Source organism: Promicromonospora xylanilytica (assembly GCF_054782895.1).
The window spans coordinates 55,449-68,920 of the sequence record NZ_BAAGRP010000003.1; the positions used below are offsets into that span (position 1 = coordinate 55,449).

Genomic DNA, 13,472 nt, shown 5'->3' on the forward strand with positions numbered 1-13,472 from the left:
CCGGGCCCGCGGGGTACTCGTCCGACGCCCCACCCCCTGTGGCCTCGGTCGTGCACCCTTGTGTACCGCAGGTCCGGGCGTCGCGCCTGTTGACGTGGGCGAAAAACGTCCTCAGTCGTGCAGGATCAGCTGGAACAGGACGTGGTCCTGCCACTGCCCGCCGATCTTCAGATAGCTGGGCGCGAAGCCGATCCGCTCGAACCCGGCCCTGGCCAGCACGGCCTGCGACGCCTCGTTGTGCGGGAGCGTCGCGGCCTGCAGCCGGTGCAGGCCCAGCTCGTCCCGCGCGTGGGCGACGAGCGCCTCGATGGCGCGGGTCATCAGGCCCTGGCCGGTGAACCGGGCGTCGAGCCAGTAGCCGACGTGCCCGTTGTCGAACGCGCCGCGCACGATGTCGGTGAGGTTCAGCCTGCCCACGATCTCCCCGTCGGCCTCCAGCACCGTGTGCAGCGCGCGACCCGTGGAGTTCTCCAGGACCTGCGCCCAGAGCCGCTCCTTGTGCCACTCCTCGGTGTAGAACTCCTCGGGCCGGGCAGGGTCCCACGGGGCGAGGTGCTCGCGGTTGCGGGCGTAGCCGTGTGCGAGCGCCACGGCGTCGTCCTTGGTCAGCTCGCGCAGCGTGACGTCGTCGGTCAGGGCGATCTCTAAGGGCATGGCGAACACGATAATCCGGTCCCGGCCAGGCGCGGCCGACGACCTGACCGGGTATCCGCCGCGCGCCGGAACTTTCCGGCCACGGTGAATGTTGAGTGAAGTGGGCTCAACTTTGGCGGTGCGGGCTTGCTTCTCCGTGAGCTCCCGCTTAAGTTGAGTGCAGAAGACTCAATCTGTCGTAGGAAGGCAGCAATATGGCACGCGCAGTAGGAATCGACCTCGGCACCACGAACTCGGTGGTGTCGGTCCTCGAAGGTGGCGAGCCCACCGTGATCGCCAACGCGGAGGGCTCGCGGACCACCCCGTCGGTGGTCGCGTTCTCCAAGACGGGCGAGGTCCTCGTGGGTGAGGTCGCCAAGCGCCAGGCGGTCACCAACGTGGACCGCACCATCTCGTCGGTCAAGCGTCACATGGGTACCGACTGGTCCCAGGACATCGACGACAAGAAGTACACCCCGCAGGAGATCTCCGCCCGCATCCTCGGCAAGCTCAAGCGCGACGCGGAGGAGTACCTCGGCGAGCCCGTCACGGAGGCCGTGATCACGGTCCCCGCGTACTTCAACGACGCCGAGCGCCAGGCGACGAAGGACGCCGGCCAGATCGCCGGCCTCGACGTCAAGCGCATCGTCAACGAGCCCACCGCCGCTGCCCTCGCCTACGGTCTGGACAAGGGCAAGGAGGACGAGCTCATCCTGGTCTTCGACCTCGGTGGCGGCACGTTCGACGTCTCCCTGCTCGAGGTGGGCAAGGACGAGGACGACTTCTCGACCATCCAGGTGCGCGCCACGTCCGGTGACAACCGGCTCGGCGGCGACGACTGGGACTTCCGCGTCGTGGAGCACCTCATCAAGCAGGTGAAGAACTCCTCCGGCGTCGACCTGTCCAAGGACAAGATCGCGCTGCAGCGTCTGCGCGAGGCCGCGGAGCAGGCCAAGAAGGAGCTCTCGTCCGCGACGAGCACCAACATCTCGATGCAGTACCTCTCGATGAGCGAGAACGGCCCCATCCACCTGGACGAGAAGCTCACGCGCGCTCAGTTCCAGCAGATGACGCAGGACCTCATCGACCGCACCAAGGCGCCGTTCCACGCGGTCATCCGTGACGCCGGCATCTCGGTCTCCGACATCGACCACGTCGTGCTCGTGGGTGGCTCCACCCGCATGCCCGCCGTGACCGAGGTCATCAAGGAGCTCACGGGTGGCCGCGAGCCGAACAAGGGCGTGAACCCGGACGAGGTCGTCGCCGTCGGCGCCGCCCTGCAGGCCGGCGTCATCTCCGGCGACCGCAAGGACGTCCTGCTGATCGACGTCACCCCGCTGTCCCTCGGTATCGAGACCAAGGGTGGCGTGATGACCAAGCTCATCGAGCGCAACACGGCCATCCCGACCAAGCGCAGCGAGGTCTTCTCCACGGCTGACGACAACCAGCCGTCCGTGGCGATCCAGGTGTTCCAGGGCGAGCGCGAGTTCACCCGCGACAACAAGCCGCTGGGCGTCTTCGAGCTCACCGGTATCGCGCCGGCCCCGCGCGGCGTGCCGCAGATCGAGGTCACGTTCGACATCGACGCGAACGGCATCGTGCACGTGTCCGCCAAGGACCGTGGCACGGGCATGGAGCAGTCGATGAAGATCACCGGCGGCTCGGCCCTCCCCAAGGAGGACATCGACCGCATGGTCAAGGACGCCGAGCTGCACGCCGAGGAGGACAAGAAGCGTCGCGAGGACGCGGACACCCGCAACCAGGCCGAGACCTTCGCGTACTCCATGGAGAAGCAGATCACGGACAACCGCGACAAGCTCCCGGCCGAGGTCGTCACCGAGGTCGAGGCGGACATCGCCGCGGTCAAGTCCGCGCTCGAGGGCGAGGACTCGGAGGCCGTGAAGACCTCGTACGAGAAGCTCGGCGCCTCCTCGCAGAAGATCGGCGAGGCCCTGTACTCCGCCGAGCAGCCCGCCGCGCAGGGCGCGGAGGGTGGCCCGCAGACGGCGAACGCACAGTCCGCCCCGGAGGAGGACGTCGTCGACGCCGAGATCGTGGACGATGAGGACGAGCGCAAGTGACCGAAGAGAACCCGCAGGGACCTCCCGAGCCCGAGGGCTCGGAGGAGCACCCCTTCCAGTTCACGGACAAGCGCAAGGTGAACAACTCCGGCGAGCAGAGCCGGCCGGCGAAGCCGTCCGAGCCCGCGGCGACGGACGAGGCCGCGGCGACGGACGAGGCCGCGGCGACGGACGAGGCCGCGGCGACGGACGAGGCCGCGGCGACGGACGAGGCCGCGGCGACGGACGAGGCCGCGGCGACGGACGAGGCCGCGGCGACGGACGAGGCCGCCGAGGGCGAGCAGCCTTCCTCCGGCGACCCGCTGGAGGGGCTCGACTTCGAGCCGTCCGGCGACGCCGCGGAGGCCTCGGAGGTCCTCAAGGCGAAGGCCGAGGCCGCCGAGCACCTGGACGCGCTGCAGCGTGAGCGAGCCAGCTTCACGAACTACCGCAACCGGGCGCTGCGTGACCAGGACGCGGCGCGGGACCGGGGCGTGCAGGACGTGCTGGTCGCACTGATGCCCGTGCTCGACGACATCGAGCGCGCCAAGCAGCACGGCGAGCTGAGCGGTCCCATGGCGGCGATCGCGGAGAAGCTCGACCAGAGCCTGCAGAAGTTCGGCATCGAGCGCTACGGCACGGTGGGCGAGGAGTTCGACCCCACGGTGCACGAGGCGCTCATGCACTCGACCGACGCTGACGCGACGGCGGCCACCGTGAACCTCGTGGTGGAGCCGGGCTACAAGATCGGCGACAAGGTGGTCCGGGCGGCACGAGTGGGCGTCGTCGGACCGGAGTGATCTCTCGGTGGTCGAGCCTGTCGAGGCGGGAGTCTCGGCGGGCTCGGCCACCGGTATCGACGCGGAAGGAGGTGCCATGACCGGTCAGGACTGGATGGAGAAGGACTTCTACGCCGTGCTGGGCGTGTCCAAGGACGCCGACGACGCGGCCATCAAGAGGGCCTATCGCAAGCTGGCGCGCCAGTACCACCCCGATCAGAACCAGGGCAACGCCTCCGCGGAGTCCAGGTTCAAGGAGATCGGCGAGGCCTACGCCGTGCTGTCCGACCCGGAGCAGCGCCGTCAGTACGACGCCGTGCGTGCCATGGCGGGCGGTGCACGCTTCTCCGCCGGTCCGGGGGGCGCCGGGGCGGGTGGCTTCGAGGACATCATGGGCGCCATGTTCGGTGGCGGCCAGGGCCCCGCAGGGCGGGGCGGTCCCCGCGTGCGGTACTCCCAGGGTGGCAACGCGGGTCCCGGCTTCGAGGACATCCTCGGCTCGATGTTCGGCGCGAACCGCTCGGGCTACGGCTCGGCCGGCCCCACGGGGTTCACCGCGCCGACCCAGGGCGCCGACATCGTCGCGCAGGTCACCCTGCCGTTCCGTGCGGCCGTCGAGGGCACGACCGCTGAGCTGGAGGTCAACGGCCGGACCATCACGGCCCGGATCCCCGCGGGTATCAACGACGGCAAGAAGCTCCGCCTCCGTGGCAAGGGCAAGCCGGGCGTCGGTGGTGGCCCCGCGGGCGACCTGGTGGTCACGGTGCACGTGACGCCGCATCCGGTCTGGACGCTGGACGGTCTTGACCTGCGGATGACGGTGCCCGTCACGTTCGCGGAGGCCGCGCTCGGCACCACGCTGAAGGTGCCGACGCTCGACGGCGCGACCGTGCGGCTGAAGGTGCCGGCGGGGACCCCCTCGGGCCGGGCCCTCCGCGTCAAGGGGCGGGGCGTGCAGACGGCGACGGCGAACGGCGACCTGCTCGTGAGCGTTCAGGTGGTCGTGCCGCAGAAGCTCAGCAAGAAGGCCAGGCAGGCGCTCGAGTCGTTTGCCGCGGAGAGCGACGGCGAGGACGTGCGCGCAGGGCTGGCCGAGCGGGCGGCGGAATGACCATCGGCGCGGTGGGGCATATGTCCCACCGCGCCGAGGTCGGTTAGCCTGCCCGCACGCACAAGCGAACGAGACATGGGGAGGAGCACATGGTTGACGACGACGCACCCGTGCTTACCGTCTCCAAGGCGGCCGCTCTCGCGGGAATGCATCCCCAGACCCTGCGGCAGTACGACCGGCTCGGCCTGGTGGTACCGCGCCGCACCCGTGGCCGCGGCCGCCGGTACTCCCGCCGGGACGTGGCGCGCCTGCTGCAGGTGCAGCGGCTCGCGCAGGTCGAGGGCATCAACCTCGCCGGGATCAAGCGCATCCTCGACCTGGAGGCGCACGTCTCCGTGCTCGAGGAACGCCTCGGTGACCTGCTGATGCGGGTCCAGGAGGAGGGCCGTGTGTTCGCGGCGGGCCCGGACGCCGGCGATGTCGTGGTGGTGCAGCGCGGCCAGCGGGTCCGTAGCGCCGCCATGCGCGTCGACCTCGAGCACCGAGGTGTGGGCGGCGGTGCGGTCGTCCTCTGGCGGCCGGCACCGCGCCGCGAGAGCTGAGCACCCGCCCTCGCGCGACCGGAATTTCGGCAACGCAATTCTTTCTTTAATGGGGAGGATTGGCGCGGGTATAGGTAAGGCATTCCTTGCTCTACGCGTTCTGCATTTCCGGAATAGGATCTTCCTGTTGGAGATGTCCACCGCACCACGCGAGGAGCCAACCATGAGCACGCTGATGGAGATGCCGGAGGTCGCCGAGTGCTCGATCGACGGCTGCGGCTACAACCACGACCACGGCTGCCACGCAGGAGCCGTCACCATCGCGGGGCACAGGGGCGACGCCTCCTGCGCCACGTTCATCCCGCTGAGCACCAAGGGCGGTCTCGAGAAGGTCATCGCGCACGTCGGCGCCTGCCAGCGCGGCGAGTGCACGCACAACGACAACCTGGAGTGCAGCGCCCCCTCGATCCGGGTGGGCGCCGGCCCGGAGGACCCAGGGCACGCGGACTGCCTCACCTTTGAGGAACGCTGACCTGACCCGTACGCAGTCGGAGCGCCCGCTCGGCGATGAGCGGGCGCTCCGCTGTGGGTGCCTGGTCGTGCGGGGGCTCAGGGGGTTCGAGGACCTCAGCGAGCCAGGTGGTCCAGCAGCAGCAAGGCGTCGTCGTGCGTCCCGGGCAGGCGCTCCACCCAGACCCTGGTCGGCCGGCGTACCTCCGTGGTGAGACCGAGCACCTCGGCGTTGCGCTCCACGACGCGGCGCAGCGACTGACCCAGCTCCGCGGTCGTCGGGCCGCGCTCGCACAGCACCACGAAGGTGCCGTCGTCGACGGCGGCCATCGGGTGGCCCTCGCCGAAGACCTGGTGCAGCGTGCGGCCGATGGCGGCGGAGCGCGCGAGCCGCTGCCACGTGTCCAGGCTGTCGAGGCCGACGTCGAGCACGAGCAGGCAGTGGGAGGCGCCCGCTGTGGTGCCCGAGCGTTGCGCCGTGCCGTAGGTCTCGCGCAGCCGCTCGCCCAGGTACTCGCCCGTCGGTAGACCGGTCGACGGGTCGTGCGTGGCCACCTGGTACGGCACGCGCTCGCGCGCGCCGACCCAGCCGATGGCCGCGGCGCGCAGTGCGCCGACGTCGGTGGGCCGACCGAACGCCGCGTAGAGGCAGGCGACATCGTCGAGGGCCTCGGTGATGCCCGCGCCCACGTCCGCCCGCGCCGCGCCAAGACGTTCCGCGGGCGCGATCACGCCGCGGCCCTCGGCCAGTGCCTCGGCCAGCGCTTCCGCGGCAGGATGCTCCCAGTCGTTCGGCCGGATCCAGACCGACGCAAGACTGGTTGCGCGCCACCGCTCACGCAGGTCATGTACACGCACCCGCGCCTCCTGCTGTGACTCGCTCATGATGAAGGGACCCTCACGGTGATACATCATGACGCACCTTCGGCGGTGGTGTACCGCACTTCACCCCAATCCGATGGGGGAAATGTTTTTTCCACCCCTAAAACGCCGGTGTGGCTCTATAGTCTTTGGCAGGACACAGCCGAGAGTCTGGGTAGACGTGAAGCAAGCCGAGAGCAGCACGGGGGGCACTCCGAGCGACGCGGAACTGATCCTGCAGGTCAGGTCAGGTGACCGCGACGCTTTTGGCGTGCTCTACGCGCGGCACGCGGCGGCCGCTCGCGCGCTCGCGCGGCAGTACGTCTCACCCGCCGACGCCGACGACGTGGTCGCGGACGCGTTCAGCAAGCTGTTCGAGATGCTTCGTCGCGGCGCCGGACCAGACACCGGGTTCCGTCCCTACCTGTACACCGTGGTCCGCCACCGGTCGTTCGACGTCTCCAGGGGAGCCGCCCGTACGCGCCCCAGCACGGACGACGAGATCGAGTCGGTGCTCGGCAGGGTCGCCTCCCAGGACGACCCGGCGCTCGCCGGCTTCGAACGCAGCGTGGTCTCCAGGGCCTACTTCGACCTGCCCGAGCGGTGGCGCGAGGTGCTCTGGTACGTGCTGGTCGACGACCTGAAGCCCGCGCAGGTGGCGCCGGTGCTCGGTCTCAGCCCCAACGGTGTCTCCGCCCTGCTCTACCGTGCGAAGGAAGCGCTGCGCGCCGGGTACCTGCAGCAGCACCTGACGCACGCGCCGTCGGACACCTGCCGCTCCGTGAACCCGCTCCTCGGTGGCTACGTACGCGACAGCCTGTCCAAGCGGGAGACCGCGAAGATCGACGACCATCTCGGGACGTGCGGCACGTGCAGCGCCCTCGTGCTCGAGCTGCACGACGTGGCGCACGGCATGAAGACCGTCATCGCCCCGCTGGTGCTCGGCGCCGGCGGTCTCGCCCTCGTCGGGGCCGGTGCCCCGATCGGTGGCCTGGTCGCCGCGGCGAAGGCCGGTGCGGGCGCGGCGGCCGGCAGCGCCCCGACGGCGACCGCGACGGTGGGCGTCGCCTCGACGGGCACGTTCTCCGGGGCCGTGTCGTCAGCGGTCTCGGCAACGGCCAGCGCCGTCTCGGCGACCGCTGGTGCGGTGGCGTCCGCCGCCGCGGCCGCCACGGGTGGCAGCGTGGCGGCCGGCGCGCTCGCCGTCGCCGCCGTCGGCATGGTCGCGGCGCTGCAGATCGCCGCACCTCCCGCCGCCGAGCCCGTGCTCGCGGACCAGGTGATCACCACGACGGACGGCCAGGCGCTGCCGGAGGCCGAGGACGTCCAGGGCAGGCCCGTCCTCCCGACCGACGTCGAGCCGGGCGAGGGCACCAGCACGAGCACGAGCACGTACCTCGTCGTCGACTACGCGGACGCCTCGAAGCCGCTGGCGCCCCGGGAGCCCCAGAAGCTGGGCCTCACGGTCGAGAACACCGGCGACACCGCGACCACCGGTACCCAGCTGCAGATCACGCTCCCCCAGGGGCTGAACGTGGTGCGGCCGGACGGCCCGTTCGGCACCGGTGTCGGCAGCGTGCTGGCGACGTCCGTGGAGCCGAGCGAGGGAACCGGCACGCCGTCGTCCGGGCCGACCGCCGGCACCGGCGACGCCACGCAAGCACCCACGAGCGCCGACAGCGCGAGCGAGCCGGAGTCCGACGCAGACGCCGGGGCAGGCGTACCCGACACGTCCGGCGAGACGCAGGCGATGCCGAGCTCGTCTCCCAGCGCGCCGCCCACCGTGGGGCCGATCCCGGACGACGGCCCGGCCGCCTGCATGCCGACCGAGCAGGCGAACGTGCTGGTCTGCTCGCTCGGCGAGGTCGCACCGGGCCAGCACCACCATGTCGAGGTGCCCGTGCAGGCCAACTCCGGCGGCGACTACCCGGTCGGTGCGGAGGTCTGGGCCGACGGCATGGAGCACGTCGCGATCAACCTTCCCGGCCGCACGGTGGCGGCCTTTGGTCCTGAGCTGTCCGCGGCGAGCGACGACGTCTCGCTCGCGAGCCCTGGCACCGCCGCGCTGCCGGTCCGGGTGGTCAGCACGGGTGACCGCGCGGTCTCCGCCGGCTGGTCGGTCGAGGTGACGCTCCCCGAGGGCGTCCGGCCCACCACGTCGCAGCCCGAGCTGTCCTGCGCGGCCGGCGCGCTGCCCGGTGCGTGGCTCTGCGCGCCGCTCGCCGGGACGGTCCCGGCGGCCCTGGAACCCGGCGACACCCTGGACACCACGCTGAACGTCACGACGGCCGCCGACGCGTCGTCGGCGACGCCCACGGTGCTCGGTGCCGCGAACGTCCGTCCGGTCGTCCCCAAGGGGCACGCCCGCTCCGCCTCGGCCACACTGGCCGTCACGTCGGCGTGGGCGAACGCCGGCGCCGGTGCCGGTGCGGTCGGCGCCTCCTGCCTCGCCGAAGGCGGAGCCGGCACGGCGAACGCCGTCGTGACGGGCGCGTACACCAACACGACGCAGCACACGGTGCGCGTCGCGCTCGAGGCGGCCGGTGGCAGTGCCTCCTCCGGGAAGGACGTTGCCCCCGGCTCGTCCACGCAGCTCACCGTCCCCGACGGCCTGCGGGTCCCGGCGGGCCAGGCGGTCTTCGTGCTGGCCACCGTGGTGGACGGGAAGACCTACACGACACGTGTTCCAGCGGGCGACCACAAGGCGGCGGACTGCTACGCGCCCGCGTGGGGCACACAGACGAGCGCGAAGACCTACAACGCGGGCGGCACCGTCGGCGTGGAAGGCACCGTGACCAACACGTCGGACGAGTCGCTGACCGTCGTCATGGCGGTCCCGGTGGGCGACACCGTCCTGGAGTCCCCGGGCCGCCCCGTGGCGCCGGGTGGCACCGTCAACCTGACCGTGAACACGAACCGCACCCACCTGGAGAAGGGCGACGTCACGTTCCGCCTCTCGCGGAGCGGGGTGGACACCGACGGCGACCGGCCCGCCGGCCCGGTCGTGCCGCAGACGAACCCGAAGGCGCCCCATGGCGGCGCCCTGATCGCGCCGGCGAGCGGCGACGCACCGGTCGCGGGAGGCGCCTGCGTGTTCGACGCCCAGCAGGACCGTTCGGTGCGGACGTTCGTCGTCACGGCCGACAACACGGGTTCGACCCTTCCCGTGCGGTTCCACGTCGGGGACGTGACCAAGACCGTCCCGGCGGGGGAGGTCATGTCGATCGAGTACCCGGTCGTCTGGGGCACCGGGACCGCGACCCTCACGGCGGCGGGCAAGACGCTCAGGACGATGGACGTCGCGTTCGAGTCGTGCGCCCAGCTCACCTGGCCCGAGACGGTCTCGGTCGACACCGCCGCGCAGTGCGCGGACCACAACGTGCGCCTCACGGCGACGGTGAACAACGGGTCGGGACGTGACTGGCTGGGTGTGCTGGTCCGCGACAGCAGCGGCGAGGTCGGTCCCGAGCAGCAGGTCGCCGCGGGCGGGGCCACCACGCTCGAGCTCATCAGGGAGACCGCGATCAGCCGCGAGGGCAACGTCACGGTGCGGCTCACCCGTCAGCTCGAGGGGCGCGGCCACACGGTGGAGCAGTCGTTCTTCGTCGACGGCAAGGTCTGCATCGGCGACGTGTGCGAGCCGACGCCGGCCGCGCCCGCCGCTACCTCCGCGCTCACGCCCGAGACGCAGCGGCCGCGCTGGCCGTGGTTCGCGGAGTGCAGCAGCCGGCCCGCCGACGAGGCCTGACGCCCCGGGCTCAGACGATGCCGTACAGGCGGTCGCCAGCGTCACCCAGACCGGGCACGATGTAGGCCCGCTCGTCGAGACGCTCGTCGACCGCGGCGACGACGACGGTCAGGTTCAGCCGGTCGCCCACGTGCTCCTCGAGCGCCTGGATGCCCTCGGGGGCGGCCAGCAGGCAGACCGCGGTCACCTCGCGGGCGCCGCGCTCCAGCACGTAGTCGATGGCCGCGACCAGCGTGCCGCCGGTGGCGAGCATCGGGTCGATGAGGAAGACGTGCCGACCCGTGAGATCGTCGGGCAGGCGGTTGGCGTAGGTGACGGCCTTGAACGTCTCCTCGTCACGCACGAGGCCGAGGAACCCGACCTCCGCCGTCGGGAGCAGGCGGCTCATGCCGTCGAGCATGCCCAGCCCGGCCCGGAGGATCGGCACCACGAGCGGCGGCGGCGACGCGAGTCGGGTGCCCGTCATGGTGGTGACCGGCGTCCGCACCTCGTGCGGCTCGGTGACGATGTCGCGCGTGGCCTCGTAGGCCAGCAGCGTGACGAGCTCGTCGACCAGCAGGCGGAAGGTGGGTGAGGCGGTGGTCTCGTCCCGCAGGACGGTCAGCTTGTGGGCGACCAGCGGGTGATCGACGACGTGGAGGCGCATGGGCCCAACGCTACCGGGCGGCACCCCGCAGGGACCGCGGGGCGCCTCGAAACGTTGCCAGCGCCACACCGCCCGTCCTCACCCGGTTGGCGGACGCAGGGGTCACTAGGGTGACCTGTGTGTCTGACTGGTCAGCGGGACTGAGCGCCCTGAGCGCGGCCGAACGCCGCGCGCACTGGGAGAGCTGGATGGGCGTGGCCCTCGACGAGGCCCGGCGGGCCCTCGACACCGGCGACGTACCGGTCGGTGCGCTGGTGCTCGACGAGTCGGGACGGGTGATCGGCGTCGGGCACAACGAACGAGAGGCGACGGGGGACCCGACCGCCCACGCCGAGGTGCTAGCGATGCGGGCCGCGGCGGCGGCCCGGGGCGAGTGGCGGCTGGACGGCTGCACGCTCGTGGTCACCCTGGAGCCGTGCCCGATGTGCGCGGGCGCGCTGGTCCAGGCGAGGGTGGGACGGCTCGTCCTCGGCGCCTGGGACCCGAAGGCCGGCGCCACCGGATCCGTGTGGGACCTGGTGCGCGACCAGCGCGCGCTGCACGAGGTCGAGGTGCTCGGCGGCCTGCGCGAGGTGGAGTGCGGGGCGCTGCTCCGCGAGTTCTTCGAGGTGCGGCGGGGCTAGCCGCTGCGCCGCCGTCAGACCTGTGGCAAACGCGGAGTGCAGCTGGTCGAGCAGCGTGCGCACCCGGTGCGTCGATGCAAGAGGATCTCGGGTCAGCGGGGTGCCGCCTTGTGCGAAATGGAACACAGAGCGGCGCCGTGGGGCCTCCCTCGGCATACCCTCGTAGGCGTGTTCCCTCAAGCTCGACCCACCACGTGGAACCCTGAACCCGTCGAGGTCGCCCGCACCACCGTGGACGACGCCGTCGAGGTGCTGACCGGCCTGCGGTTCACCGCGCTCACGGGTGCCGGCATCTCGACGGACTCCGGCATCCCCGACTACCGGGGGCCCGACTCCCCGCCCCGCAGCCCGATGACCTACCAGCAGTTCGTGGGCGACGCGGAGTTCCGCCGCCACTACTGGGCCCGTAACCACGTGGGCTGGCAGCACGTGAACCGGTCGGTGCCGAACGCGGGGCACCGGGCGCTCGTCCGGCTCGAGGAGCGTGACCTGCTCGCGGGGATCATCACGCAGAACGTGGACCTGCTGCACGAGGACGCGGGCTCCCGCAACGTCATCGACCTGCACGGACGCTACGACCGCGTGATCTGCCTGACCTGCGGCCGCGTCATCTCGCGCACGCACCTCGCCGAGCGGCTCGACGCCCTCAACCCCGGCTTCCTGGAGTCCGTGGGAGACGTCGCGGACATCGAGATCGCGCCCGACGCCGACGCCGTCATCGAGTCGACCGCGCACTTCAAGCCGGCGCCGTGCGAGTTCTGCGGGGGAGTGCTCAAGCCCGAGATCGTGTACTTCGGCGAGAACGTGCCGCGCGAGCGGGTGGAGCGGGCCTTCGCGCTGGTGGACTCCGCGGACGCGCTGCTCGTCGCCGGCTCGTCCCTGACCGTGATGAGCGGGCTGCGGTTCGTGCGGCACGCCGCGACCGAGGGCAAGCCCGTGGTGATCGTGAACCGCGGGATCACGCGGGGCGACAAGTACGCGACGGTGAAGATCGAGTCGGGCACGAGCGACGTCCTGGCCCAGCTGGCCGAGCGTCTCTGAGCGACGCGGGTCAGTGGGCGGACAGGTCCGTGATGGCGGCGTGGCCCGTGGGGGAGAGCGTCAGCACCCGTTCGCCCGGGTGCAGCCGCACGTCCTCGCGGTACAGCTCGGCGAGCTGGTCGGCCGCCTCGGAGTCCCCGGCGTCGGCGGCGACGAGCAGGTAGGCGAGCTCGTCGGCGACGGCATCGAACTCGGCGTCGGACATGTCGGTGCCCGGGAGGCCGGACTCCTCGACCCAGGTCGCCACCTGCCCGCCGCCGGCCTCGCGGACGTACCGCGTGCCCAGCTCCGGGCCCCACAGGTCCCAGAGCAGCAGCTCGTCACGGTGCCGGTGTGCCACCTCGAACAGCACGTAGTACCGCACGAAGTCCTTGCCGTGCAGGTGCGGCAGGTCCGGCCCCACACCGAACGTCTCCGGGTCGGCGGTGCCGCCGCGGATCGCGAGCCACGACTCGGCGGCCGTCAGGAACGGTGACCCGGGCCCGGTGGGGATGTCGTTGACGTCGAAGTCGAAGTCGTCCTGGTCGAGCTCCGGGTCGAACCGTACCCAGCGGTCGCCGTCCCAGCGCTCGCCCACGACGTGGTCACTGTTCCAGCCCGGCGTGAAGTACGTCGCGAACCCGATCCGGGACCGTGCCGGGATTCCCTGCGTGCGCAGCACGCCGAGCGCCAGGAGCGTGTGGTCGCGACAGCAGCCGGCCACCTGCTGCGCCCGTGTGCGCGGCCCGTCGAGCGGCGCACGGGTCTCGGCGGCGTCCAGGATCGAGGTCAGCCAGCGGCGGTCTGGATCGGCCTTCTGCGTCTCGGTCAGCGCCGGGCCCTCGGACCGGTAGTGCATGACGGCGGAGCAGACGAACCGGTGCAGCTCCTCCGGGTCGGTGCTCAGCTCGGAGAAGTATCCTGCGTGATTTCCGGGGTTCGAGTACGGACTGTGGTCCGAGTAGTCGAAGAGCGTGGGCGCGGGCATCGGTGTCCTCC

Annotated in this window: 12 protein-coding genes; 8 read left to right on the forward strand and 4 right to left on the reverse strand. The window is 71.5% G+C overall.

All coding sequences use genetic code 11. The features are described 5' to 3' along the window. Positions 1-111: 111 nt before the first annotated feature. Complete coding sequence (locus ACYVK7_RS03825; RefSeq protein WP_460886358.1) at positions 112-654, reverse strand: GNAT family N-acetyltransferase; 543 nt, start codon at positions 652-654, stop codon at positions 112-114. Positions 655-848: 194 nt separating this feature from the next. Between ACYVK7_RS03825 and dnaK the strand changes: the two genes are divergently transcribed. From dnaK to ACYVK7_RS03850, 5 genes are all read left to right on the forward strand, one after another. Beyond that, on the forward strand, positions 849-2,714 hold the full coding sequence (gene dnaK, locus ACYVK7_RS03830; RefSeq protein ID WP_460886359.1) for a molecular chaperone DnaK: 1,866 nt from the start codon (positions 849-851) through the stop codon (positions 2,712-2,714). Further along, positions 2,711-3,493, forward strand: coding sequence for a nucleotide exchange factor GrpE (grpE, locus tag ACYVK7_RS03835; RefSeq protein WP_460886360.1), 783 nt, complete (start codon positions 2,711-2,713; stop codon positions 3,491-3,493). Before dnaK ends, grpE begins: the two co-directional genes overlap by 4 nt. A 76-nt stretch (positions 3,494-3,569) precedes the next feature. Further along, on the forward strand, positions 3,570-4,583 hold the full coding sequence (locus ACYVK7_RS03840) for a DnaJ C-terminal domain-containing protein (protein ID WP_460886361.1): 1,014 nt from the start codon (positions 3,570-3,572) through the stop codon (positions 4,581-4,583). Positions 4,584-4,672: 89 nt separating this feature from the next. Beyond that, the gene (locus ACYVK7_RS03845; RefSeq protein WP_460886362.1) at positions 4,673-5,125 is read left to right on the forward strand and encodes a heat shock protein transcriptional repressor HspR; all 453 of its coding nucleotides are present in this window, start codon (positions 4,673-4,675) and stop codon (positions 5,123-5,125) included. 163 nt (positions 5,126-5,288) lie between these two features. Beyond that, positions 5,289-5,597: a DUF1540 domain-containing protein gene (locus tag ACYVK7_RS03850; RefSeq protein WP_460886363.1), complete on the forward strand. Its 309-nt coding sequence runs from the start codon at positions 5,289-5,291 to the stop codon at positions 5,595-5,597. Between the two features lie 95 nt (positions 5,598-5,692). On the opposite strand, the gene ACYVK7_RS03855 is transcribed toward ACYVK7_RS03850, so the two are convergent. Next, complete coding sequence (locus ACYVK7_RS03855; RefSeq protein ID WP_460886364.1) at positions 5,693-6,460, reverse strand: hypothetical protein; 768 nt, start codon at positions 6,458-6,460, stop codon at positions 5,693-5,695. 247 nt (positions 6,461-6,707) lie between these two features. Here ACYVK7_RS03855 and ACYVK7_RS03860 point away from each other — a divergent pair, with 247 nt between their 5' ends. Beyond that, on the forward strand, positions 6,708-10,184 hold the full coding sequence (locus ACYVK7_RS03860) for an RNA polymerase sigma factor (RefSeq protein ID WP_460886365.1): 3,477 nt from the start codon (positions 6,708-6,710) through the stop codon (positions 10,182-10,184). Positions 10,185-10,194: 10 nt separating this feature from the next. Here the strand turns inward: ACYVK7_RS03860 and upp are convergent, their stop codons facing one another. After that, on the reverse strand, positions 10,195-10,830 hold the full coding sequence (upp, locus tag ACYVK7_RS03865) for a uracil phosphoribosyltransferase (RefSeq protein WP_460886366.1): 636 nt from the start codon (positions 10,828-10,830) through the stop codon (positions 10,195-10,197). A 188-nt stretch (positions 10,831-11,018) separates the two neighbouring features. Here upp and ACYVK7_RS03870 point away from each other — a divergent pair, with 188 nt between their 5' ends. Together ACYVK7_RS03870 and ACYVK7_RS03875 are read left to right on the forward strand one after the other, a co-directional pair. After that, positions 11,019-11,453: a nucleoside deaminase gene (locus ACYVK7_RS03870; protein ID WP_460886564.1), complete on the forward strand. Its 435-nt coding sequence runs from the start codon at positions 11,019-11,021 to the stop codon at positions 11,451-11,453. A gap of 231 nt (positions 11,454-11,684) precedes the next feature. After that, the gene (locus tag ACYVK7_RS03875; RefSeq protein WP_460886565.1) at positions 11,685-12,494 is read left to right on the forward strand and encodes a Sir2 family NAD-dependent protein deacetylase; all 810 of its coding nucleotides are present in this window, start codon (positions 11,685-11,687) and stop codon (positions 12,492-12,494) included. A 10-nt stretch (positions 12,495-12,504) separates the two neighbouring features. On the opposite strand, the gene ACYVK7_RS03880 is transcribed toward ACYVK7_RS03875, so the two are convergent. Continuing rightward, a complete protein-coding gene (locus tag ACYVK7_RS03880) occupies positions 12,505-13,461 on the reverse strand; it encodes a transglutaminase-like domain-containing protein (protein ID WP_460886367.1) in 957 nt (318 codons plus the stop codon). Between the last annotated feature and the right edge of the window lie 11 nt (positions 13,462-13,472).

Bases quoted from the DNA above. Each gene is read 5' to 3' on its own strand.
- ACYVK7_RS03825 (WP_460886358.1), bottom strand. From the start codon at position 654: ATGCCCTTAGAGATCGCCCTGACCGACGACGTCACGCTGCGCGAGCTG.
- dnaK (WP_460886359.1), top strand. From the start codon at position 849: ATGGCACGCGCAGTAGGAATCGACCTCGGCACCACGAACTCGGTGGTG.
- ACYVK7_RS03840 (WP_460886361.1), top strand. From the start codon at position 3,570: ATGACCGGTCAGGACTGGATGGAGAAGGACTTCTACGCCGTGCTGGGC.
- ACYVK7_RS03845 (WP_460886362.1), top strand. From the start codon at position 4,673: ATGGTTGACGACGACGCACCCGTGCTTACCGTCTCCAAGGCGGCCGCT.
- ACYVK7_RS03850 (WP_460886363.1), top strand. From the start codon at position 5,289: ATGAGCACGCTGATGGAGATGCCGGAGGTCGCCGAGTGCTCGATCGAC.
- ACYVK7_RS03855 (WP_460886364.1), bottom strand. From the start codon at position 6,460: ATGAGCGAGTCACAGCAGGAGGCGCGGGTGCGTGTACATGACCTGCGT.
- upp (WP_460886366.1), bottom strand. From the start codon at position 10,830: ATGCGCCTCCACGTCGTCGATCACCCGCTGGTCGCCCACAAGCTGACC.
- ACYVK7_RS03870 (WP_460886564.1), top strand. From the start codon at position 11,019: ATGGGCGTGGCCCTCGACGAGGCCCGGCGGGCCCTCGACACCGGCGAC.
- ACYVK7_RS03880 (WP_460886367.1), bottom strand. From the start codon at position 13,461: ATGCCCGCGCCCACGCTCTTCGACTACTCGGACCACAGTCCGTACTCG.